This is a genomic window from Pedobacter sp. UC225_65, from assembly GCF_042698365.1.
Taxonomy (GTDB): domain Bacteria; phylum Bacteroidota; class Bacteroidia; order Sphingobacteriales; family Sphingobacteriaceae; genus Pedobacter.
The window spans coordinates 2,146,526-2,166,039 of record NZ_CP170550.1; the positions used below are offsets into that span (position 1 = coordinate 2,146,526).

Below are 19,514 nucleotides of genomic sequence, written 5' to 3' on the forward strand. Positions count from 1 at the left end.
AACAAATCATAAGCGAAAAAAGAATACCTACCGACGTGGTCATGGCATTTTTAAAAAATAACTGATCAATCTATTGATTTAAGTAGGCTAATATTTTAAAATGTTGCACTTCTTTTTTATCTTCATTCTAGATTATAAAAAATAGTGCAACATCAACACCTACAATTGGGCTGATCTGTAGTAAATTTTAGCAAAAATCTACAAGTGCATACATTTTTTACAAAAAAAACACCTGCATTTTACCACTACAAGGCCATGTTATTTAAACGCATTAACAAAAATGGCCAAGCCAAGTTTACCTAAATGCTTATCGGCTCATTATCAATTAGAAACAATTTTAAAACCATGCGGATTAAGCGTATCAAAACAGTCTTAAGCGATTAAAAATCAATTATTTATCTTCAAATAATTGACTTACATTGTTCGGTTTTAATGCAAAATCGCAGTATTTTAGGAGTTCTTACATCCAAAATACTTAAATCGATATGAACATTAGAAACTATAGCCTGGTGCTATTGCTTACGTTAACAACCTTACAGGTTTTTGCACAACAGAAACAGAACCAAACCGCACTACAACAAAAAGTAAATGCTTTACTGGCCAAGATGACATTGGAAGAGAAAGTTGGGCAGATGGCCCAAATCACTTTGGATGTGATCGGCAAAGGAAAAGATCGTTTTAGCAGTGATGAACCATTTACCTTAGATGAGGTAGCCATGGAAAAAGCATTGGTTAAATATAAGCTAGGTTCTGTATTGAACGCATCTAACAACAGGGCAAGAACGCCAGAACATTGGTTTGAAGTGGTAAGTAAAATACAGCAGATGGCCATGTCTAAAAACAAAAATGCCATTCCGGTAATATATGGTATTGATGCCATACATGGCGAAACCTATACTGCTGGAGCAACTATGTTTCCGCAACAAATTGGTCAAGCCGCTACATTTAATAGAGCATTGGTATTAAAAGGTGCAGAAATTACAGCCTACGAAACCAGAGCAAGCTCTATTCCATGGGCATTTTCGCCTTTGTTAGACCTAGGTGCCGACCCACGTTTTCCACGTCAGTGGGAAAGTTTTGGAGAGGTACCCTTATCTCATTGCCGAGTTGGGTAAACAAATGATCTATGGTTACCAAGGAAAAGACAACAACATCGGCAATCCTTTTAAAGTTGCCGCTTCTATCAAACACTTTTTAGGTTATCAGGTTCCACTTTCCGGTAAAGACAGGACGCCAGCAATTATCTCTGACCAAGCTTTAAGAGAATATCATTTACCTCCATTTAAAGCCGCTATAGATGCAGGTGCAAGAACGATCATGATCAATTCAGGTCTGATGAACGGTGTACCCGTACATGCCAGCTATAAAATCTTGACCAAATTATTAAAAGAAGAATTGGGCTTTAAAGGCTTGGTGGTTACCGATTGGGGTGATATAGAGAATTTGTACAAAAGAGATCATGTGGCCAAAAACAATAAGGAAGCGGTAATGCTTGCAATCAATGCAGGTATTGACATGTCTATGGTTGCCTATCAATACGAACCTTTTTGCGATGACCTTATTGCTTTGGTTAAAGAAGGAAAAGTAAAACAAACACGTATTGATGATGCAGTAAGAAGGATTTTAACCGTTAAATACGAACTAGACCTATTTAATAAACCCACCACAAACATCAAAGATTACCCAGAGTTTGGCAGTAAGGCTTATGAGCAGGCTGCTCAAAATACCGCAGCAGAATCAATTACCTTATTGAAGAACAGCAATAATGTGTTACCACTAAATAAATCGGCCAAAATTTTGGTTACTGGCCCTAACGCCAATTCGATGCGGACCTTAAACGGTGCTTGGACCTACTCATGGCAAGGCGAGAAAGTTGAAGACTTTGCAGCCAAATACAATACCATTTTAGAGGCTTTACAAAACAAGGTTGGAAAAGAAAATGTAGTGTATAGCCCAGGTGTTAGCTACAAAATGAGTGGTAAGTATTTTGAGGAATACGCCGATAAAATGGAAGAGACCATTGCTGCCGCTAAGAATGTGGATGTTATTGTACTTTGCCTAGGTGAAAATTCTTATACCGAAACTCCAGGAAACTTAAGCGACCTCTATCTATCAGACTTACAGACCGAACTGGCCCAAAAATTAGCGGCAACTGGTAAAACAGTAGTTTTGGTCTTAAATGAAGGCCGTCCACGTGTGATCAGCAAGTTTGAGAAAAAAATGAATGCGATCGTACAAACCTACCTACCGGGTAATTTTGGCGGTAACGCATTGGCCGATATCTTATATGGTGACGTTAACCCATCTGGAAGATTACCTTATACCTATCCACAATTTCCAAATGCGCTGTTTACCTATTACCACAAACCATCTGAAGCCAGGGGAACTACCGAAGGACCTACAATTATGATGCAGATTACAACCCACAATATGTATTTGGCTACGGTTTAAGCTATACCACATTTGGTTATGGCGATATCAAATTAAACAAGAACACCTTAAAGAAAGGTGAGACTTTGAACATCAGTGTAGACGTGAGTAATACCGGAAAAGTTGTCGGCAAAGAAAGTGTACTTTTGTATATTTCTGATTTGGTAGCGAGCGACATCAGTCCAGATATCAAACGCTTAAGAGGTTTCGATAAAATTGAACTTAAACCGGGCGAAAGCAAAACGGTTACCTTCAAAATCAAAGCTGAGGACATTGCTTATGTAAACAGCGAACTTAAAAAAGTAACTGAGGCTGGAGAATTTCAGATTCAACTAGGAGATAAAAAAATCAAATTCAATTACATCCCTTAACTATGAACGGCATGAAATTCATTTCAAGCGTCTTCTTTGGCTTTGCAATCATCTTGGTTTCTTGTGCCTGTAAAAAAGGTACAAAGACTGACGATAAAGGAGGTCCAACGACACCACCCGTGGTTACACCTGTTACCAGCGATGTAAGTTTCTGGTTAACGAAGGGCGACCGATCAGTACTGCTACAAAAACAAAACGTAGCCCTTAATTTTTCTGCTACCAATAATGGGAATACGACCATAGAGGTTGATCCATCACAAGTTTTCCAGACCATAGATGGCTTTGGTTATACCTTAACAGGTGGAAGTGCTACTTTAATGAACAGTTTGGGCACAGCTGAAAAAGATGCGTTGATCAAAGAGTTGTTTTCGACTGAAGAAGGTGCCATTGGGGTAAGTTATCTAAGGGTGAGTATTGGTGCATCAGACCTCAGTGCGAATGTTTTCACCTATAACGAGCGTCCAACAGGTCAAACTGACGTTAACCAAGACCATTTTTCAATTGAAGCAGAAATGGTTGACTTGGTACCCATCTTAAAGAAGATTTTGGCCATCAATCCAAACATCAAGATCTTGGGCTCTCCATGGACTGCTCCAACTTGGATGAAGACCAACAACGCCTATAAAGGAGGGAGCTTAAAGCCTGAGTACTATCAATCGTACGCAAAGTATTTTGTAAAGTATATACAGGCCATGAAAGCGCAGGGCATTACAATAGATGCAATTACCATCCAAAACGAGCCGCTACATCCAGGTAATACGCCAAGTATGTACATGGAGGCTGTAGACCAGGCAAATTTCGTCAAAACCGCTTTAGGGCCAGCATTCCAAACTGCAGGTTTAGCAACCAAGATAATTGTTTACGACCATAACGCCGATCGCCCAGATTACCCGATGACAATTTTAGCAGTACCTGCCGCAAATGCGTATGTAGATGGTTCTGCTTTCCATTTATATGGTGGCAACATTTCGGCACTTTCTACGGTCCGCAATGCCTATCCCAACAAAAACGTATATTTCACAGAACAATGGGTAGGTGGTCCGAGTAATTTTGCAGAAGACCTTAAATGGCATGTGTCTACCTTAATTGTAGGTGCTACCAGAAACTGGAGCCGCAACGTATTGGAATGGAACTTGGCTGCTGATGCAAATTATAATCCACACACCCCAGATGGTGGTTGTACCACTTGTTTAGGTGCCATTACCATTGCTCCAGCTGTGAGCAGGAATGTGGCTTATTATGTAATTGCACATGCCTCTAAATTTGTTAGGCCTGGTGCTGTGCGCATTGGCTCTACCTTAAACAATACCTTATCTAATGTAGCGTTTAAGACACCAGATGGCAAAAAAGTATTGATCGTAATGAATACCAATTCATCCGACCAAATATTTAACATCAAAGATGATGGTAAAATCGTAACCACAACCTTACCTGCTGGTGCCGCTGGCACCTATGTTTGGTAACATAAGAGTTTCATATTTATATGATTGATTAGTTAGCCCCGCCCTTTAGCGGGGTTTTCTTTTAAGGTATGAAGAAGCAATTATTTGTTAATGGACGAAACTTTTTTGTACCATTACTGTTGATATAACAATCATACCCTGATAAGAAAAAAATAAACTGATGAAAAAAATATTTTTTACACTGATTGGCCTTGCAGGTCTATTTGCAGCATGCCAAGGTAACAAGAGCGAGCAAAACAATGCCGATTCTATGGCATTGGATACCAATATTACACCTGTTACACAACAATTGTGTTATTCGTATATCAAAGATAAAGACACGGCCAAACTCAGTCTTATGAGTAGTGGTTCAATTACCACGGGAGAGTTGAACTACAATCTTTACGAAAAAGACAAAAACAGCGGTATTTTTAAAGGAGAAATGAGAGGCGATACTTTAATTGCCGATTATACCTTTAAAGCTGAAGGCACAGAATCTGTTAGGCAGGTGGCTTTCCTTAAAAAAGGTGACCAATTGTTAGAAGGTTTTGGAGAGGTGAAAGAACAAAACGGAAAAATGGTATTTAAAGATATTAACAAGTTGACTTTTGGACAAGCCATGGTTTTTAACAAAGTAGATTGTAATTGATCTAGTCATAAAAAAGGCCATTACGTTTGTAATGGCCTTTTTTATTATTTTTTCAAAGATTTACCGACAATCTCCCACTGGCGAACCAGTTTCTCATAATACTCGATATATTTTTGATTTTCTTTAGCTGGTAATTTAGCACCCCATGTTGCAGCTTTTCCAACCCAAGTATTAAATTTATCTTGTGCTGCTTTAATAGCTGTCGCGTCATTCTTGGCAATAGCCGCTACATATTCATCTTTAATTGGACTAAATTCTTTGATGCCGTCGTTTACTTCCGAAACTGAGAAATCAGGAGCTGATACTTGAGCCTTTGCCATTTCTGTTGCAGTAGCTTTAGCTTCTGCAGGTGTACCCGCAGTTGCAGCTGTAGCATGAGCAGAATCGCCAGCGGCTGCACTTGTAGAATCTGATGCGCCATCTTTTTTCTCACTCTGACAAGAAACAATGGTTGTTGTTAAAAAACCTAATGTTAATGCTGTTAAAAATATCTTCTTCATATTTAAATTAATTATTTCACAAAAGTATTAAAATCGTTGCAATTAAAGCAATAGGCAAATGTTAAAAAAATAGCTTATAGTGTTGGCAAGATTGCAAATCTTGATTAAAACACTTTAAAACTTTTCGAAACGTTCCCAAAAACCATCTACAGGTAAAGGAGCAAAAATATTGATAGGTTCTTTTTGTATTGGATGGATAAATTCTAACCTGCGGGCATGTAAACAGATGCTGCCTTTTCTACTGCCTCTAGGATAACCATACTTGTTATCTCCTACAATTGGACAATCCATAGTAGATAGCTGCACCCGAATCTGATGCGACCTTCCTGTTAAGGGATTTACTTGCAACAAATAGAAACCACCAACCTCTCCTATCAATTTATAATCCAGTTCTGAACGTTGGCTATTGGGCACTTCTTTATTATAGGCGGTTACCAAATTCTTTTGTGGATTTTTGATCAACCAATGTACCAGGTTACCTTCTGTTCTTGCAGGCTTATTGCGAACTACCGCAAAATAGGTCTTACGTACTTCTCTATTTTTAAAGATGGCATTCATCCTCTCTAAAGCCTTACTGGTTTTTGCAAATAAGATTACTCCACTAACAGGCCTATCCAAGCGATGTACCACACCCAAAAAAGCACCATTGGGCTTATTGTACTTGGCTGCGATATACTTTTTTACTTTCTCATCTAAAGGCTCATCTCCTGTTTCATCTACTTGTACAATATCGCCTGAGCGTTTATTGATCGCAATAAGATGGTTGTCTTCATATAAAATATCTGCTTCGGTAATTGGCATTGCTTTCTGGTATCAAGTATTTATATCAAGCTTCAGCACTTGAGTTTACGAATTGGTTAGGTATGGTTTGATTGCGTACTGTTTTTTGTTCACTAAACCCGATTGGATGAAAAGCCCCAGTTTTTAATTGGGCTTGTAAGGAAAGCGGGACTACAATAACCGACTGGCACTGAAATTGTTTTTCAACTACCCAAGGCTATCTCATGTTCCTTATCCTTATCTCCCCTATTAATATTGTTCTTTTTCGTTAGGGAAATCTTGTGCTTTTACATCTTTGATATAAGATTGGGCCGCATTTAAGATACCATCATACAGGTTTACATATTGACGTAAAAAACGGGGTTTAAATCCTTTTGTTAAACCGATCATATCGTTTACTACCAAAACCTGTCCATCGCAGCTTGGTCCTGCGCCAATGCCTATTGTTGGGATATTTACACTTTTGGTTACTTCTTCTGCTAATTTGGCTGGAATTTTCTCTAATACCACTGCAAAACAACCTGCAGCTTCCAAAGCTAAAATATCTGTCTTTAATTTGTTGGCTTCGGCTTCATCTTTGGCCCTAACCGTATAAGTTCCAAATTTATAAATAGACTGCGGTGTTAAACCCAAATGCCCCATTACAGGTATACCAGCAGTAATAATTCGCTGAATTGATTCTACAACTTCTGTACCTCCTTCTAACTTTACACCATGTGCACCAGATTCTTTCATGATACGAATGGCCGAGTTTAAGGCTTCTTTGGAGTTACCTTGATAGGTACCGAAAGGAAGATCCACAACCACAAACGCGCGACTTGCACCTCTCACCACACCTTGTGCATGGTAGATCATCTGGTCTAAGGTAATGGGTAAGGTAGTTTCGTGACCTGCCATCACATTCGAGGCCGAATCACCAACTAGTAAAACATCTAAACCGGCATCATCTAAAATGGTTGCCATAGAGTAATCGTAAGCGGTCAACATCGCGATCTTTTCGCCACGGTGTTTCATTTCTTGCAAGATGTGCGTAGTAATGCGCTTTATTTCTTTGTTTACAGACATGTTTTTTGTTTTGTTAGGCAAAATTAGTTTTTATTATCGTAAAAGGAACAAGCCTAAAGTAACAAAGGGGTAATATTACAGTTGTTGGTTCAGTTGTTGGTTCATTAGTATCATTAGTTCATTGATGTTATTTGTTCATTAGTATCATTAGTTCATTGGTGTTATTTGTTCATTCCATCCTTAACATCTAGACTTCTGTCTTCGGACTTCGGACTTTCTTCTTTCCACTTTCCACACCCCAACAAATAACGCTACTATTTTTTAAAAAAACTCTTGAAAAAACCATTGAAAAAACTACCTTTGTATCCTGAAATGAATGAGTTCGGTCAGATTTCTTTAACGTCTTACAAAAACGGCACAACCGTTACGAAATTCCATTCTTTTTTCTCTTTTTTCACCCTCAATTCTTATTGGAATACACATGACTAACTACACCAAGTTACCTGCGATTTTGTTATTGGCCGATGGCACAGTTTTTTATGGCAAAGCTGCCGGAAAAATCGGAACTACAACTGGCGAAATTTGCTTTAATACGGGCATGACAGGCTATCAAGAAGTGTTTACTGACCCTTCTTATTTTGGACAAATTATGGTAACTACCAATGCACATATTGGTAATTATGGCATGCATAAGGAAGAGGTTGAATCGGGTTCAATAAAAATTGCCGGATTGGTTTGTAAAAACTACAACATCTTATATAGCAGAAAAGAGGCTTCAGAATCGATCCAAGACAATTTTCAAAACGAAAACATTGTGGGAATTTCTGAAATCGATACCCGTGCCTTGGTTCGTCACATTAGAAACAAAGGTGCAATGAATGCCATTATCTCTTCTGAGATTACCGACCTACAAGAACTGAAAAAGAAATTGGCAGAAGTACCAGATATGAGTGGTCTAGAACTTTCATCACAAGTTTCTACCACCGAAGCTTATTATTATGGCAATCCTGACGCTACTTATAAAATTGCTGCCTTAGACCTTGGGATCAAGAAAAACATTTTGCGCAACTTCGATGCCAGAGATAGCTATGTAAAGGTTTATCCTGCAAAAACTACATTTGAAGAAATGGAGAAGTGGGGAGCAGATGGTTATTTCATCTCTAATGGCCCTGGCGACCCTGCCGCGATGCCTTATGCAATTGATACAGTTAAAGCAATCTTAGCAGCAGACAAACCTTTATTTGGCATCTGTTTAGGCCACCAATTGTTGGCAGAAGCAAATGGTATCGGCACCATGAAAATGTTCAATGGGCACCGCGGATTGAACCATCCGGTTAAAAACATTATTAAAAACCATTGCGAAGTTACTTCTCAAAACCACGGTTTTGGTGTAATACCGGATGAGGTGAAAAAATCTGACAAAGTAGAGATTACACACGTTAACTTAAACGATAACTCTATTGAAGGTATCCGTGTAAAAGGCAAAAAGGCATTTTCGGTACAATACCACCCAGAATCTTCTCCAGGTCCGCATGATTCGCGTTACCTATTTGATGATTTTATTGATATGATCAAAGGTGATCTAGTTTGGTAGAAAGCTACTATTGTTAAGATCAACCAGTAATAAAGGTGGATGGGGTTAAATCCTATCCACCTTTATCAATTAAGGGCTTAACATTTCACCCTGAAAAATCATCATTTTATCGACATTTTACTACCATTCAGATAAAATTCATTTTCTATTCCTCTAAACCTTCTTACATTTATCCTTATGGAAAAGAATAATGCCATTATCAGCGTTAAAAACCTGGTTAAAAATTACGACGATTTCAAAGCAGTACAAGGCCTTAGCTTTGATGTGTATGAAAACGAAATCTTTGGCCTGCTTGGCCCAAATGGCGCTGGCAAGACCACTACCTTAGAAATTATCGAAACATTACGTCAAAAAACTGCAGGAGAGGTAATTGTTGATGGTTTTTCTGTGGATAAAGATCCCCAGCTCGATCAAACGAATCATCGGCGTGCAATTACAGGCAGCCGGTTATTATCCCAATTTAAATCTGGTAGAGCTATTGGAGCTGTTTTCTGGCTTATATGGCGTAACTGTAAAACCGATGGAAATGTTGGAGAAAGTTAACCTACAGGATAAAGCTAAAGCAAAATACAAGGCTTTATCTGGCGGACAGAAACAACGTTTTTCTATTGCTACGACCTTGATCAATTCGCCAAAGATTATTTTTTTGGACGAACCCACTACCGGATTAGACCCACAGGCCCGTAGAAACCTATGGGACCTTATTACAGAAATCAGGGCCAATGGAACTACGGTGGTGATCACCACACATTATATGGATGAAGCTGAGCAATTGTGCGACCGTGTTGCTTTTGTAGAGCGCGGCCAGATCATCGCCTTAGACACTCCAGATAAATTGATCGATAATTTAGTTGCTAGTGGCTTTGAACGCAAAAAAGAGGTTAAAAAAGCCAATCTTGAAGACGTATTTATTAACCTTACGGGTAAAGAATGGCGCGAAGATTAGCCTCGAATCTACTCGTTAAAAAGACCAGGGTTTAAAAGCCTATAACAATCAAACACCCCTATTAACCTTTCATCTCCAATCACATGCAAACACCATATAGCAATACCAAGGCTACCTTAGCCCTTGCCAAAGCAAGTTTTAGATCCATTATGCGCAGTCCGTCGGCGGTTGTGTTCACTTTGGCCTTTCCGCTGATCTTTATTTTAGTATTCGGCTTTTTAGGTGGTGGCGGAACAAAGCTAGATGTTGCTGTTGCTCCAAATTCTGACCTGAACAATCCTATTGTACAAGCATTGGACAACATGAAGATGATCAGGTTAACCAAAAATGATACACAAGAGAATATCGACAAAAAATTAGAAAAAGGAAGTTACGATGCTTTGATCAGTGTAGAAAAAAACCCAAATGGTGTACCTGCCTATTTCACCAATGTTAAATATACTTCTGCCTCATTAGACAAAGGCAACATTCTTAAATCAGTGTTAAATGAGCTTTCCTATAACCTGAATACCCAAAATCTAAAACCAACTGTAACCGAAATCAGGGCAAGCACTGTTAGCGGCCGTTTGTATCGTACCATCGATTTTATCCTTCCAGGACAATTGGGCTTCTCTTTATTGAGTACAGGTGTTTTTGGTACCGCCTTTGTATTTTTCAGCTTACGCCAGAACCTAGTGATCAAACGTTTCTTTGCCACCCCTGTAAAACGTTCGAGCATTGTATTGGGCGAAGGTATTGCCCGTATTGGATTTGCCTTGTTAGGTGCATTATTTATCATTCTGATTGGTCACTTTGCCTTTAAATTTACATTGATCAATGGAGCGCTTACCGTAATCAATATGCTCGTGTTAGCTACCCTGGGTGTAATCGTATTTATGGGTTTCGGTTTTGTGGTTTCTGGTCTTGCCAAAAGCGAAAGTACCATTCCACCCATTTCCAATATCATCACCTTGCCCCAATTTTTATTATCGGGCACTTTCTTTTCTATTGATGCATTTCCAACATGGCTACAACCTATTAGCAGAGCCTTGCCCCTCACTTATTTAAATGATGCCATGCGTAAGGTTGCTTTTGAAGGTGCAAATTTATGGGACGTTAAACACCAGATTTTGATCATGACCATTTGGGGAATTGCCATTTATGCAGTGGCAGTTAAAACCTTTAAGTGGGAGTAACATTTCTTTCCGATAAAAAATTCAATCCTTTAAGATGATGGGCAAAGCTTATCATCTTTTTTGTTTCTATCCGCTACAAACCATATGGGTTAAATCTGACTGCATTCGAGCAAAAAAATCCACAATATTAAAGCAATGCCCAAAATCCATTGCATGCAATGGTTAACCCTTGGATCCCGAACAAATTTGAACAACATTACTTCTTATTATCAATAAATAAAACGATATATTAGTTTATGAAAAATATTGCAATTATCTCAGCCAGTGTAAGAAATGGTCGAAATAGTCATAGAGTAGCCCTTTATTTCAAGAATTACTTGACCGAACACCAATTAGCAGAAGCCCAAATCATTGACCTTAAAGCGTATAATTTCCCAATTTTTGAAGAAAGGCTAAGGTTTATTCCCAATCCAACAGAAGCCATGCTTTCTCTTGCAGCAGCCGTAACAAATGCTGATGGTATTATAGTTGTAACTCCGGAATACAATGGTGGATATCCAGCGAGTTTAAAAAATGTAACTGATCTATTGTATACAGAGTGGAAACGCAAACCAATTGCAATTGCTACAGTTTCGGCTGGTGCCTTTGCCGGAACACAGGTGATGACTTCTTTACAATTCAGCTTATGGAAAATTGGAGCCTTAACAGTTCCAGCAATGTTTCCCGTAGCTACCGTAGAAAAAACATTCAACGAAAGTGGAGAACCTATTGATAAAGAAACAACAGACAAAAGAGCTGCTGTTTTTATCAACGAATTGATGTGGTGGGTAGAGGCTAAACAGAAAATGGAGACCAAATAAAGCTGTCTGTTTCTTTTTTTTAGTCTTTATATAACGTTGCTAATTATCGTAAACTTAAATAAACTAAAAAAAATGAAAAAACTTGTAGCAGAATTTATTGGCACCTTCTGGTTGGTATTAGGTGGTTGCGGCAGTGCAGTACTTGCCTGTAATTATCCTGGAGCTGGAATTGGCTTTGTTGGGGTAGCTTTGGCTTTCGGACTAACCGTAGTTACTATTGCTTATGCCCTGGGGCACATTTCTGGAGCCCACTTAAATCCGGCAGTGTCTGTAGGGGCTTGGGTAGCGGGCAGATTGGCCACCAAAGACCTTGTTCCTTACATTGTTTCCCAAGTTTTAGGGGGTATTGCTGGCGCTGGCGTCCTGTATGTCATTGCAACTGGCAATGGCAGTAGTATTGGTGGTTTTGCCACGAATGGCTATGGCGAACTCTCTCCTGGAAAATATAGCATGGTTGCCGCTTTGGTAACCGAGGTGGTATTAACCTTTGTCTTTCTATTGGTTATCTTAGGCTCAACAGACGAACGTGCACCTAAGGGTTTTGCGGGTTTAGCAATTGGTTTATGTCTAACATTGATCCATTTGATCAGTATCCCTGTTACCAATACTTCTGTAAATCCAGCACGTAGCACAAGTCAGGCCTTATTCGTTGGTGGCGAGGCCATTAGTCAACTCTGGTTGTTTTGGGCAGCACCAATCGCCGGAGCTATTCTGGCAGGCATTGTTTACAAATCCTTTTTTGCAGAAAAAGCTTAACAAAGCCAACATATTCTTTCAAAAGCCATTGCATATCCTGCAATGGCTTTTGTAGTAAAAAACAAGATTAAATAGCTTATTTTCAGGCATAAAAATGCATATCTGATAAAAAATAAAGTTATCCATCCTATAATTTAAAAATTATTTTAACTTTGGATACACCCTAGGTAATTGTATATTTTACACTAAGGGTATTTTTAAATCAAAATATAAATAAAATGAGTTTAATAATCGATGTCCATGCAAGGCAAATCCTCGATTCTAGAGGTAATCCAACAATAGAAGTAGAAGTAGTTACAGAAAATGGTCAAATGGGCCGTGCGGCTGTGCCATCTGGCGCCAGTACAGGTCAACATGAGGCTGTTGAGTTACGTGATGGCGATAAGAAGACCTATATGGGCAAGGGTGTTTTAAAAGCTGTTGAAAATGTAAATACCAAAATCGCTAATGCCTTGCAAGGTGTTGATGTTTTTGAACAAAACCTGATCGACAAGTTGATGATCGACTTGGACGGAACAGAAAATAAAGGAAATTTAGGTGCCAATGCTATTTTAGGTGTTTCTTTGGCAGTAGCCAAGGCAGCAGCTGCAGAAAGCAGACAACCATTATATCGTTATATTGGTGGTGTAAATGCCAATACTTTACCTATCCCGATGATGAACATCATCAATGGTGGTTCTCACTCTGATGCACCGATCGCATTTCAGGAGTTTATGATCATGCCAGTTGGTGCCCCATCATTTTCTGAGGCTTTGCGTTGGGGAACTGAAGTGTTCCACAATTTGAAAGCAATTTTACACGATAGAGGTTTATCTACTGCGGTAGGTGATGAAGGTGGTTTCGCCCCTACTTTTGAAGGCACTGAAGATGCTGTAGAAACCGTTTTAAAAGCAATTGAAAAAGCAGGTTACAAACCAGGTGTTGACATTTGTTTGGCTTTAGATTGTGCTTCTTCTGAGTTCTACAAAGATGGGAAATATGATTATACCAAATTTGAGGGCGATAAAGGCGCAATCCGTACCAGCGCACAACAAGTAGAGTATTTGGCTGAATTGTCTACAAAATATCCAATCATCTCTATTGAGGATGGAATGGACGAAAATGACTGGGAAGGTTGGAAGTTACTAACCGAAAAAATTGGCGACCGTGTTCAGTTGGTAGGTGATGATCTTTTTGTAACCAACGTTAAACGTCTACAAACTGGTATCGATACCAACACCGCAAATTCAATATTGGTAAAAGTTAACCAGATTGGTTCTTTAACTGAAACCATCAATGCGGTTAGTTTAGCCCAAAATAGTGGTTATACTTCGGTAATGAGCCATAGAAGTGGTGAAACTGAAGACACTACCATTGCAGATCTAGCAGTTGCCTTAAACTGTGGTCAGATCAAAACCGGTTCCGCTTCGCGTTCTGATAGAATCGCAAAATACAACCAATTGTTACGTATTGAAGAAGAATTAGGTTCTGCTGCCCGTTTTATCGGCAAAGACTTTAAATACGCTAAGAAATAATAGTTTGTTAGCTTAAACATTGCGTTCAATGTTAACAAGTTGATAAAACGCATTTGCAAAACATCCGAAGATTTAAAACCTTCGGATGTTTTTATTTAATCCTATATTTGTACACGTAAAACGAAGTTACTTCAATTTACATCCTTCATTTTTAAACCATGAAACGTCTATTAGAACTTTTACGTAACAAATACTTTTTAGCTGTGGTAGCTTTTGCGGTATGGATGTTGTTTTTTGACAGAAATGATATGCTTTCGCAATACGAATATCACTCGGAAGTGACCAAGCTACAACAAGAGAAAGATTTTTACACCAAAGAGATCGCTTCAGTTAAAAAAGACCTGAAAGAGTTGGATAGCAATCTCAATACAGCTGAAAAGTTTGCCCGCGAAAAATATTTCATGAAAAAGGCTAACGAAGATGTTTTTGTCATTGTAAAAGGTGATGCAAAAAATAGCAACGCCAATTAAACATTTCGTAAGAATTTTTATTTCAAATCCTTATATTCGTTCTAAAGAACGAATAACTTTTTAAAAGGGTCATGAAAAAAACCATCTTGTTTTTCTTGTTATTTTCTATCGGCATCAGTTATTCCTATTCGCAAGATTTACCCAATCTCAAACATGTTAAGCTCAACAAACGTTCAAATTACAAAGGAACGGATGCTTTGGTATTAAAAGTAACTGCTTATTTGTTTGCCACGCCAATTGACAAGAAAAATGTGTCTAGAACTGAAGCAGGACAATTTTTGATCAAATGGATGAATGGAACACCAGACCATACTTTCTTACTTGAAGACAAGGAAACTGAATTTTTCAATACGGATTCAGACTTGATGTTGATGTATATGGCTGGTTTTACAAAGTTTGTACTCGAAAATCCAACTATTAAAGAACAAAAAGTATTGGTGTTGGGCGCTCTACAATTGGTACTTCCCTATCTTGATAAACAAGCCAGTAAAAAAACTTGGTCGGCTATACTTTGGCAACTCAACGATGCCAACAAAAAAGGGCAGCTTGAAGAATATCTTTACAAGTAAGACTGCCTTAACGGCTCCTTCATAGCTGTTCAATAACCAAACTTTGGTAAGGCCAGCTTGTAGCGAACTACAATCACCCTTAACGTAAAAATAAAGGCGATCACCATTATTTTGGCCACATCCGCCTTGAGGTTAAAGTATAATAAGGCAAAATACAATACACCTCCCAATATGCAAGCAGTGGCATAAATCTCCTTTCTAAAAATCAATGGGATCGTATTTAGCAAGGTATCACGGATAATACCTCCAAAACAACCTGTAATGGTGCCCAATGCTACGCAAATACCTGGACTTAATCCAAAAACAATTCCTTTCTGCACACCAACCATGGTAAACAGACCTAACCCCAGCGAATCGAACAAAAAGAGTGTAACCTTAAATTTTTTAATGTGGGTCTTGAAAAAGATAGTCAATAAAGAAGTGACCAAGATCAATAGACAATAGTTTACATCACGCATCCAGGCAACTGGAGTATCTCCGAGCAACATGTCCCTTACCGTACCACCGCCAATAGAAGTTACAAATGCAATGATCAAAACGCCAAATGGATCCAAACGCCTTTGCATCGCTGCAAAAGTACCAGAAATGGCAAAGGAAATTGTTCCTATGATTTCTATAATGGCTATTGTATTAAGCTCCATCAGATTTCTCCATTACGTTTCCTTAAAAACCATTCTGTACTTAACAGCATTACGATCAGGGCAAATAACCATTTCAAACTGATCAGCTCTTCATATTTACGGTCTTCATAACTGATGGTCTTTACCTGTCCGCTTTTTTCTATTTCATCTGCCAAACTTAATAAATTAGCCGGCATTACCATTTTACCATTGGTCTGTTGGGCCATGGTATATAAGAGTTGATGGTTTGCGGTAGTCTGCTGGTATTCTGCAATCAATGCATTTACGTAAAAAGCACCTGCTGCTGTATATTTTTTATCTCCCAAACCAGTACTTGCGATGTAGGTATAATTGCCTTGTGGCAAGGTTCCAGCATCTAATCGATAGGCTGCAACAAATTTGGAGAAGGTATAATTGAATACTTTTCCTTCTGCATTTTTGAGCTGTACCTTTACTTCAGGTGTATTTACTGGTTCGTAAGCATCGTTATACAAAGTTGCATTCAAGATCACATTCTCATTTTCTTCGTAGGTATTCTTGCTGCTATAAGCCTTAAACTTTCTTTTGTCGTCTTTAACAGAAAGATATTGCACTGTTTTGGAAATCAATTCATTAACCAATGGAAAATTATTCTCGTTTTTAGCTTCTTCCAACTTCCATTTCCAAATGCCCTCACCCAATAAAAAGCCTATTTTTTTTCCATTGTCATTCATAAAGAATAGCAAAGGGTTTTGCGTATTTACTCTACCAATCCGCTGATTGAAAGCAGCCGTATAACTTCCATTGATACTGACATTGGCAAAAGGCACTTGTAAGGATCGTAATCATTTAATTGTTTTAAGCTCGTTACATCTAGATTAAATGCCGTAAAATTTGCATCTGGATAAGGGAACACCTCTTGCACCGAACCATTGGCCCTACTTAAGTTAAGCGATTTTTGTACTTGATTGAATGCTCCAATATTACTCTGAGCGCCCAACACATACCATAACGATACATTGGCTTCTTGTAATTTATTAATTAGAGCCGATGCAGCATTGCTATTGCCTGGCAATTGATACAACACTGCCAAACTGTATTTATTGGCATCTACAGCATTTAGATCGTCTGCTAGGGCAACTGTAACCTCATAATGCTTATTCAGTTCAATAGCCTGTTTTAAGGTGGCAATATCCGGATGTGGTGCCGAACCTGCAATCAAAACCTTTTGTCTGGCATCAATCACTTCAACAAATATGGTCTGGCTGTTATTTTTGGTGGTGATTTCATTTTTTACAGTAGACACATCGATGGTATATTTTTGGATACCGATTTTATTGGCCTTCAGTTTAACCTGTACATCTTTGACAAAACCATTGGTATTGATGGCTATATTTTCTTCCTTTAGCTTTTTACCGTTTTCTGCAACAGAAAGCTGGGTGGTTTCTCCTTTGCTTTCATAAGCCTGCACTTGGATGTCAAAGGTAAATTCATTATCCAGGTACACCAAATTATTGTAATTGACATTAGCGATCAGCAGATTCTTTTCGGAATGGTATCGCCCATAGCAATGGTATAAACCGGCGCCTTGATCTGCCCTAGTTCATATAGCGGATTACCTCCCCTATTAAATATCCCGTCGCTGGCAATAATTACCGCACCTACGTTACGGTTCAGCAGTTCGTCATTCAACTGATTGATCAGTCCAGAGGCATTACTTAATTTTCCATTTCCAGAAAAATCAAGACCTGCTTTTACACTATCGCTAAAACTATAGGTCTTTACTTCGTATTTGGAAGAAAGCTGTTCAGCTAGCTTTTTTAAGTCTTGTTGGTATTGCTTTTTATTGAAACCTGCCGGTTCTACCTGCGCAACAGAAATAGAATTGTCGTGAGCCAAAACAATGATGGGTTTTTCGGGCGTATAACTGATTCGTTTTACCAATGGCGCAAAAAGCAACCATGCAATTAGGGTAACCACCACTACCCTTAATGCAGCCAAAGCATAACTTAAGTTTTTGGTCAGGTTTTTACGGCCATGATATAAGATCCAGGCGTACAAACAGCCCAACAACAAGCAGGCAAGAAAAGTAAATACGGAAGTGGCTGAAAAAAAATTACCCATAAGCTTTAAACGTAAAGATGCTAATTTTTAGAAAAAATCAACGTAATTTGTTTGCGAAATAGCTAATAAATGAAAGCATCGTGATTCTATCTTCAACAGGTGGAAGAACAAAATCAAGATGATGTTATTGCCATTGAAAAACAATAGACCTACCGATGAAAATATTAATGAAAACCGTGTGCATTTTAATGATGACCATTCCTTCCCTTGCCCAAAACACTTTCAAAGCAAACCAACTAAAGTTTGAGCGGGTTAAAAATGCTTATGATGAAAAATGGGCTACACTTCAACAAGACTTACAGAAGGCTGGAATAGTGAGCAAGTTCGAACTTTTTATAGCTGCATATAAAGCCGAAGGCAAACTTGAACTTTGGTTAAAGACAGACCAACAAAGCAAATACCGCTTATTTAAAACTTATGACTTTTGTGCACACTCTGGTACACTCGGCCCAAAAATAATGGAAGGCGACCTTCAAACTCCAGAAGGGTTTTATAAGATCAATGTTTTTAATCCAGAAAGCACCTATCACCTATCGCTAGGCGTTGATTATCCCAACATGGTTGACCTGGCCCGAACTGGTCCATCAAAAAAACCTGGTGGAGATATCTACATCCATGGCAATTGTGTAACCGTGGGTTGTATCCCTTTAACTGACGAGAAGATCAAAGAAGTGTATGTATTAGCTGTGGAAGCTAGAAATCAAGGCCAATCAGCAATCCCTGTACATATCTTTCCGTTTAAGATGACAGCTACCAACCTTAAAAAATATGTGACTCAATATCCTCAACAAGCCAATTTCTGGAAAACCTTACAAAAGGGATATCTCGCTTTTGAAAAAACGCAGACCTTACCAAACATCAGTCAGCAAAAAGGAGATTATATCGTAAAATAAGGGATAAGGCAGAGGGTGTAAGGTAAAAGACCTAGGCATATAATATAAACCCTAAACCTTTTACCTTAAATCTACTATCTTATTAAAGCATTCCGCCACAAACAGACAAGGTTTGTCCGGTTACGTAAGCACTCATATCTGACGCCAAGAACACACAAACATTGGCAATATCTTCAGTTTCTCCTGCACGCTTTAATGGAATATCTTTTTCCCATCCCGCTACTACAGCTGGGTCTAAAACGTCTGTCATTTCGGTACGGATAAAACCTGGTGCCACAACGTTTGCACGGATATTACGAGAGCCCAATTCTTTGGCTACAGATTTAGTGAAACCAATGATTCCTGCTTTTGATGCCGCATAATTGGCCTGACCAGCATTACCTGTAATCCCTACAACAGAACTCATGTTAATGAATACCCCTTTACGTGCCTTCATCATTACTTTAGAAGCGGCCTTGGTTACGTTGAATATCGATTTAAGGTTAACATTCATTACCTCATCCCAGTTTTCTTCGCTCATGCGCATCAATAAACCATCTTTGGTAATACCAGCATTGTTTACCACAATATCAATTGTACCAAATTCGGCTACAATGTCATTGATCAACTGTTCTGCCTCATCAAATTTAGAAGCGTCAGAACGGTAGCCTTTTACTTTGGTACCAAAGCTTTGCAATTCTTGTTCTAAGGCTTGTCCTTTTTCTACAGATGACAAGTAGGTAAAGGCAACGTTAGCACCTTGCGCTGCAAATTTTTCGGCTATTTTGTGACCTATTCCTTTTGATGCACCAGTAATCAGTGCGGTTTTTCCTTCTAGTAATTTCATTATTTTATAATTAATGTCAGTCTGAGCGTACTCATGACCAAAGATATAATCTATTTTTTGTTTTTGATAAT

22 protein-coding genes and 1 pseudogene are annotated in these 19,514 nt (G+C 38.6%); 15 read left to right on the top strand and 8 right to left on the bottom strand.

From position 1 onward, the window contains the following. The first annotated feature begins 485 nt into the window (after window positions 1-485). From ACFJIZ_RS11265 to ACFJIZ_RS11285, 5 genes are all read left to right on the top strand, one after another. Entirely contained in the window at window positions 486-1,115 is a 630-nt protein-coding gene (locus ACFJIZ_RS11265; RefSeq protein ID WP_379093721.1) for a glycoside hydrolase family 3 N-terminal domain-containing protein, read from the top strand. Beyond that, window positions 1,078-2,451 (top strand): glycoside hydrolase family 3 C-terminal domain-containing protein, encoded by a 1,374-nt coding sequence (locus ACFJIZ_RS11270; protein ID WP_379093724.1) that lies wholly within the window; start codon window positions 1,078-1,080, stop codon window positions 2,449-2,451. The genes ACFJIZ_RS11265 and ACFJIZ_RS11270 overlap by 38 nt, the downstream gene beginning before the upstream one ends. Window positions 2,452-2,516: 65 nt before the next feature. Next, window positions 2,517-2,801, top strand: coding sequence for a fibronectin type III-like domain-contianing protein (locus ACFJIZ_RS11275; protein ID WP_379093726.1), 285 nt, complete (start codon window positions 2,517-2,519; stop codon window positions 2,799-2,801). A gap of 11 nt (window positions 2,802-2,812) precedes the next feature. Continuing rightward, window positions 2,813-4,264, top strand: coding sequence for a glycoside hydrolase family 30 beta sandwich domain-containing protein (locus ACFJIZ_RS11280; RefSeq protein WP_379093729.1), 1,452 nt, complete (start codon window positions 2,813-2,815; stop codon window positions 4,262-4,264). A 160-nt stretch (window positions 4,265-4,424) separates the two neighbouring features. Next, window positions 4,425-4,892 (top strand): hypothetical protein, encoded by a 468-nt coding sequence (locus ACFJIZ_RS11285; protein WP_379093732.1) that lies wholly within the window; start codon window positions 4,425-4,427, stop codon window positions 4,890-4,892. Between the two features lie 44 nt (window positions 4,893-4,936). On the opposite strand, the gene ACFJIZ_RS11290 is transcribed toward ACFJIZ_RS11285, so the two are convergent. The 3 genes from ACFJIZ_RS11290 to panB all read right to left on the bottom strand — a co-directional run bounded on the left by ACFJIZ_RS11290 (window position 4,937) and on the right by panB (window position 7,237). Next, complete coding sequence (locus ACFJIZ_RS11290; RefSeq protein ID WP_379093735.1) at window positions 4,937-5,392, bottom strand: hypothetical protein; 456 nt, start codon at window positions 5,390-5,392, stop codon at window positions 4,937-4,939. Window positions 5,393-5,506: 114 nt separating this feature from the next. Then, on the bottom strand, window positions 5,507-6,193 hold the full coding sequence (locus ACFJIZ_RS11295; protein ID WP_379093738.1) for an RluA family pseudouridine synthase: 687 nt from the start codon (window positions 6,191-6,193) through the stop codon (window positions 5,507-5,509). Between the two features lie 228 nt (window positions 6,194-6,421). Beyond that, a complete protein-coding gene (gene panB / locus ACFJIZ_RS11300) occupies window positions 6,422-7,237 on the bottom strand; it encodes a 3-methyl-2-oxobutanoate hydroxymethyltransferase (RefSeq protein ID WP_379093741.1) in 816 nt (271 codons plus the stop codon). 421 nt (window positions 7,238-7,658) lie between these two features. On the opposite strand from panB, the gene carA reads away from it, so the two are divergent. The 9 genes and pseudogenes from carA (at window position 7,659) to ACFJIZ_RS11345 (ending at window position 15,001) form a co-directional block, all read left to right on the top strand. After that, window positions 7,659-8,771 (top strand): glutamine-hydrolyzing carbamoyl-phosphate synthase small subunit, encoded by a 1,113-nt coding sequence (carA, locus tag ACFJIZ_RS11305; protein ID WP_379093744.1) that lies wholly within the window; start codon window positions 7,659-7,661, stop codon window positions 8,769-8,771. A gap of 177 nt (window positions 8,772-8,948) precedes the next feature. After that, a pseudogene (locus ACFJIZ_RS11310) lies at window positions 8,949-9,375 on the top strand (ATP-binding cassette domain-containing protein); the annotation flags it as partial. A 15-nt stretch (window positions 9,376-9,390) separates the two neighbouring features. Beyond that, window positions 9,391-9,717, top strand: a complete 327-nt coding sequence (locus ACFJIZ_RS11315) for an AAA family ATPase (RefSeq protein WP_379094004.1) — start codon at window positions 9,391-9,393, stop codon at window positions 9,715-9,717. Window positions 9,718-9,800: 83 nt separating this feature from the next. Beyond that, window positions 9,801-10,892 (top strand): ABC transporter permease, encoded by a 1,092-nt coding sequence (locus tag ACFJIZ_RS11320; protein ID WP_379093747.1) that lies wholly within the window; start codon window positions 9,801-9,803, stop codon window positions 10,890-10,892. Between the two features lie 236 nt (window positions 10,893-11,128). Then, on the top strand, window positions 11,129-11,692 hold the full coding sequence (locus ACFJIZ_RS11325) for an NADPH-dependent FMN reductase (RefSeq protein ID WP_379093750.1): 564 nt from the start codon (window positions 11,129-11,131) through the stop codon (window positions 11,690-11,692). A 36-nt stretch (window positions 11,693-11,728) separates the two neighbouring features. Beyond that, window positions 11,729-12,448 (top strand): aquaporin Z, encoded by a 720-nt coding sequence (gene aqpZ, locus ACFJIZ_RS11330; RefSeq protein ID WP_379093753.1) that lies wholly within the window; start codon window positions 11,729-11,731, stop codon window positions 12,446-12,448. A gap of 218 nt (window positions 12,449-12,666) precedes the next feature. After that, a complete protein-coding gene (gene eno, locus ACFJIZ_RS11335) occupies window positions 12,667-13,962 on the top strand; it encodes a phosphopyruvate hydratase (RefSeq protein ID WP_379093756.1) in 1,296 nt (431 codons plus the stop codon). 158 nt (window positions 13,963-14,120) lie between these two features. Next, a complete protein-coding gene (locus ACFJIZ_RS11340) occupies window positions 14,121-14,432 on the top strand; it encodes a septum formation initiator family protein (RefSeq protein WP_379093759.1) in 312 nt (103 codons plus the stop codon). Between the two features lie 71 nt (window positions 14,433-14,503). Beyond that, on the top strand, window positions 14,504-15,001 hold the full coding sequence (locus tag ACFJIZ_RS11345) for a hypothetical protein (protein WP_379093762.1): 498 nt from the start codon (window positions 14,504-14,506) through the stop codon (window positions 14,999-15,001). 29 nt (window positions 15,002-15,030) lie between these two features. On the opposite strand, the gene ACFJIZ_RS11350 is transcribed toward ACFJIZ_RS11345, so the two are convergent. From ACFJIZ_RS11350 to ACFJIZ_RS11365, 4 genes are read right to left on the bottom strand one after another with little or no spacing between them, the layout of a single operon-like run. Then, window positions 15,031-15,642 carry a trimeric intracellular cation channel family protein gene (locus ACFJIZ_RS11350; protein ID WP_379093764.1) on the bottom strand — a complete coding sequence of 204 codons (612 nt, stop codon included), beginning with the start codon at window positions 15,640-15,642 and terminating at the stop codon, window positions 15,031-15,033. After that, on the bottom strand, window positions 15,642-16,430 hold the full coding sequence (locus tag ACFJIZ_RS11355) for a hypothetical protein (protein ID WP_379093767.1): 789 nt from the start codon (window positions 16,428-16,430) through the stop codon (window positions 15,642-15,644). The genes ACFJIZ_RS11350 and ACFJIZ_RS11355 overlap by 1 nt, the downstream gene beginning before the upstream one ends. Continuing rightward, complete coding sequence (locus ACFJIZ_RS11360; RefSeq protein ID WP_379093770.1) at window positions 16,361-17,107, bottom strand: hypothetical protein; 747 nt, start codon at window positions 17,105-17,107, stop codon at window positions 16,361-16,363. Before ACFJIZ_RS11360 ends, ACFJIZ_RS11355 begins: the two co-directional genes overlap by 70 nt. A gap of 26 nt (window positions 17,108-17,133) precedes the next feature. Further along, a complete protein-coding gene (locus tag ACFJIZ_RS11365) occupies window positions 17,134-17,724 on the bottom strand; it encodes a hypothetical protein (protein ID WP_379093773.1) in 591 nt (196 codons plus the stop codon). Between the two features lie 155 nt (window positions 17,725-17,879). On the opposite strand from ACFJIZ_RS11365, the gene ACFJIZ_RS11370 reads away from it, so the two are divergent. Next, window positions 17,880-18,617 carry a murein L,D-transpeptidase family protein gene (locus ACFJIZ_RS11370; protein WP_379093776.1) on the top strand — a complete coding sequence of 246 codons (738 nt, stop codon included), beginning with the start codon at window positions 17,880-17,882 and terminating at the stop codon, window positions 18,615-18,617. Window positions 18,618-18,699: 82 nt separating this feature from the next. On the opposite strand, the gene fabG is transcribed toward ACFJIZ_RS11370, so the two are convergent. Continuing rightward, a complete protein-coding gene (gene fabG / locus ACFJIZ_RS11375; RefSeq protein WP_379093779.1) occupies window positions 18,700-19,443 on the bottom strand; it encodes a 3-oxoacyl-[acyl-carrier-protein] reductase in 744 nt (247 codons plus the stop codon). Between the last annotated feature and the right edge of the window lie 71 nt (window positions 19,444-19,514).

Coding starts and splice junctions, on each gene's coding strand:
- ACFJIZ_RS11265 (WP_379093721.1), top strand. CDS start 486: ATGAACATTAGAAACTATAGCCTGGTGCTATTGCTTACGTTAACAACC.
- ACFJIZ_RS11280 (WP_379093729.1), top strand. CDS start 2,813: ATGAAATTCATTTCAAGCGTCTTCTTTGGCTTTGCAATCATCTTGGTT.
- ACFJIZ_RS11285 (WP_379093732.1), top strand. CDS start 4,425: ATGAAAAAAATATTTTTTACACTGATTGGCCTTGCAGGTCTATTTGCA.
- ACFJIZ_RS11290 (WP_379093735.1), bottom strand. CDS start 5,392: ATGAAGAAGATATTTTTAACAGCATTAACATTAGGTTTTTTAACAACA.
- ACFJIZ_RS11295 (WP_379093738.1), bottom strand. CDS start 6,193: ATGCCAATTACCGAAGCAGATATTTTATATGAAGACAACCATCTTATT.
- panB (WP_379093741.1), bottom strand. CDS start 7,237: ATGTCTGTAAACAAAGAAATAAAGCGCATTACTACGCACATCTTGCAA.
- carA (WP_379093744.1), top strand. CDS start 7,659: ATGACTAACTACACCAAGTTACCTGCGATTTTGTTATTGGCCGATGGC.
- ACFJIZ_RS11320 (WP_379093747.1), top strand. CDS start 9,801: ATGCAAACACCATATAGCAATACCAAGGCTACCTTAGCCCTTGCCAAA.
- ACFJIZ_RS11325 (WP_379093750.1), top strand. CDS start 11,129: ATGAAAAATATTGCAATTATCTCAGCCAGTGTAAGAAATGGTCGAAAT.
- eno (WP_379093756.1), top strand. CDS start 12,667: ATGAGTTTAATAATCGATGTCCATGCAAGGCAAATCCTCGATTCTAGA.
- ACFJIZ_RS11340 (WP_379093759.1), top strand. CDS start 14,121: ATGAAACGTCTATTAGAACTTTTACGTAACAAATACTTTTTAGCTGTG.
- ACFJIZ_RS11345 (WP_379093762.1), top strand. CDS start 14,504: ATGAAAAAAACCATCTTGTTTTTCTTGTTATTTTCTATCGGCATCAGT.
- ACFJIZ_RS11350 (WP_379093764.1), bottom strand. CDS start 15,642: ATGGAGCTTAATACAATAGCCATTATAGAAATCATAGGAACAATTTCC.
- ACFJIZ_RS11365 (WP_379093773.1), bottom strand. CDS start 17,724: ATGGGTAATTTTTTTTCAGCCACTTCCGTATTTACTTTTCTTGCCTGC.
- ACFJIZ_RS11370 (WP_379093776.1), top strand. CDS start 17,880: ATGAAAATATTAATGAAAACCGTGTGCATTTTAATGATGACCATTCCT.
- fabG (WP_379093779.1), bottom strand. CDS start 19,443: ATGAAATTACTAGAAGGAAAAACCGCACTGATTACTGGTGCATCAAAA.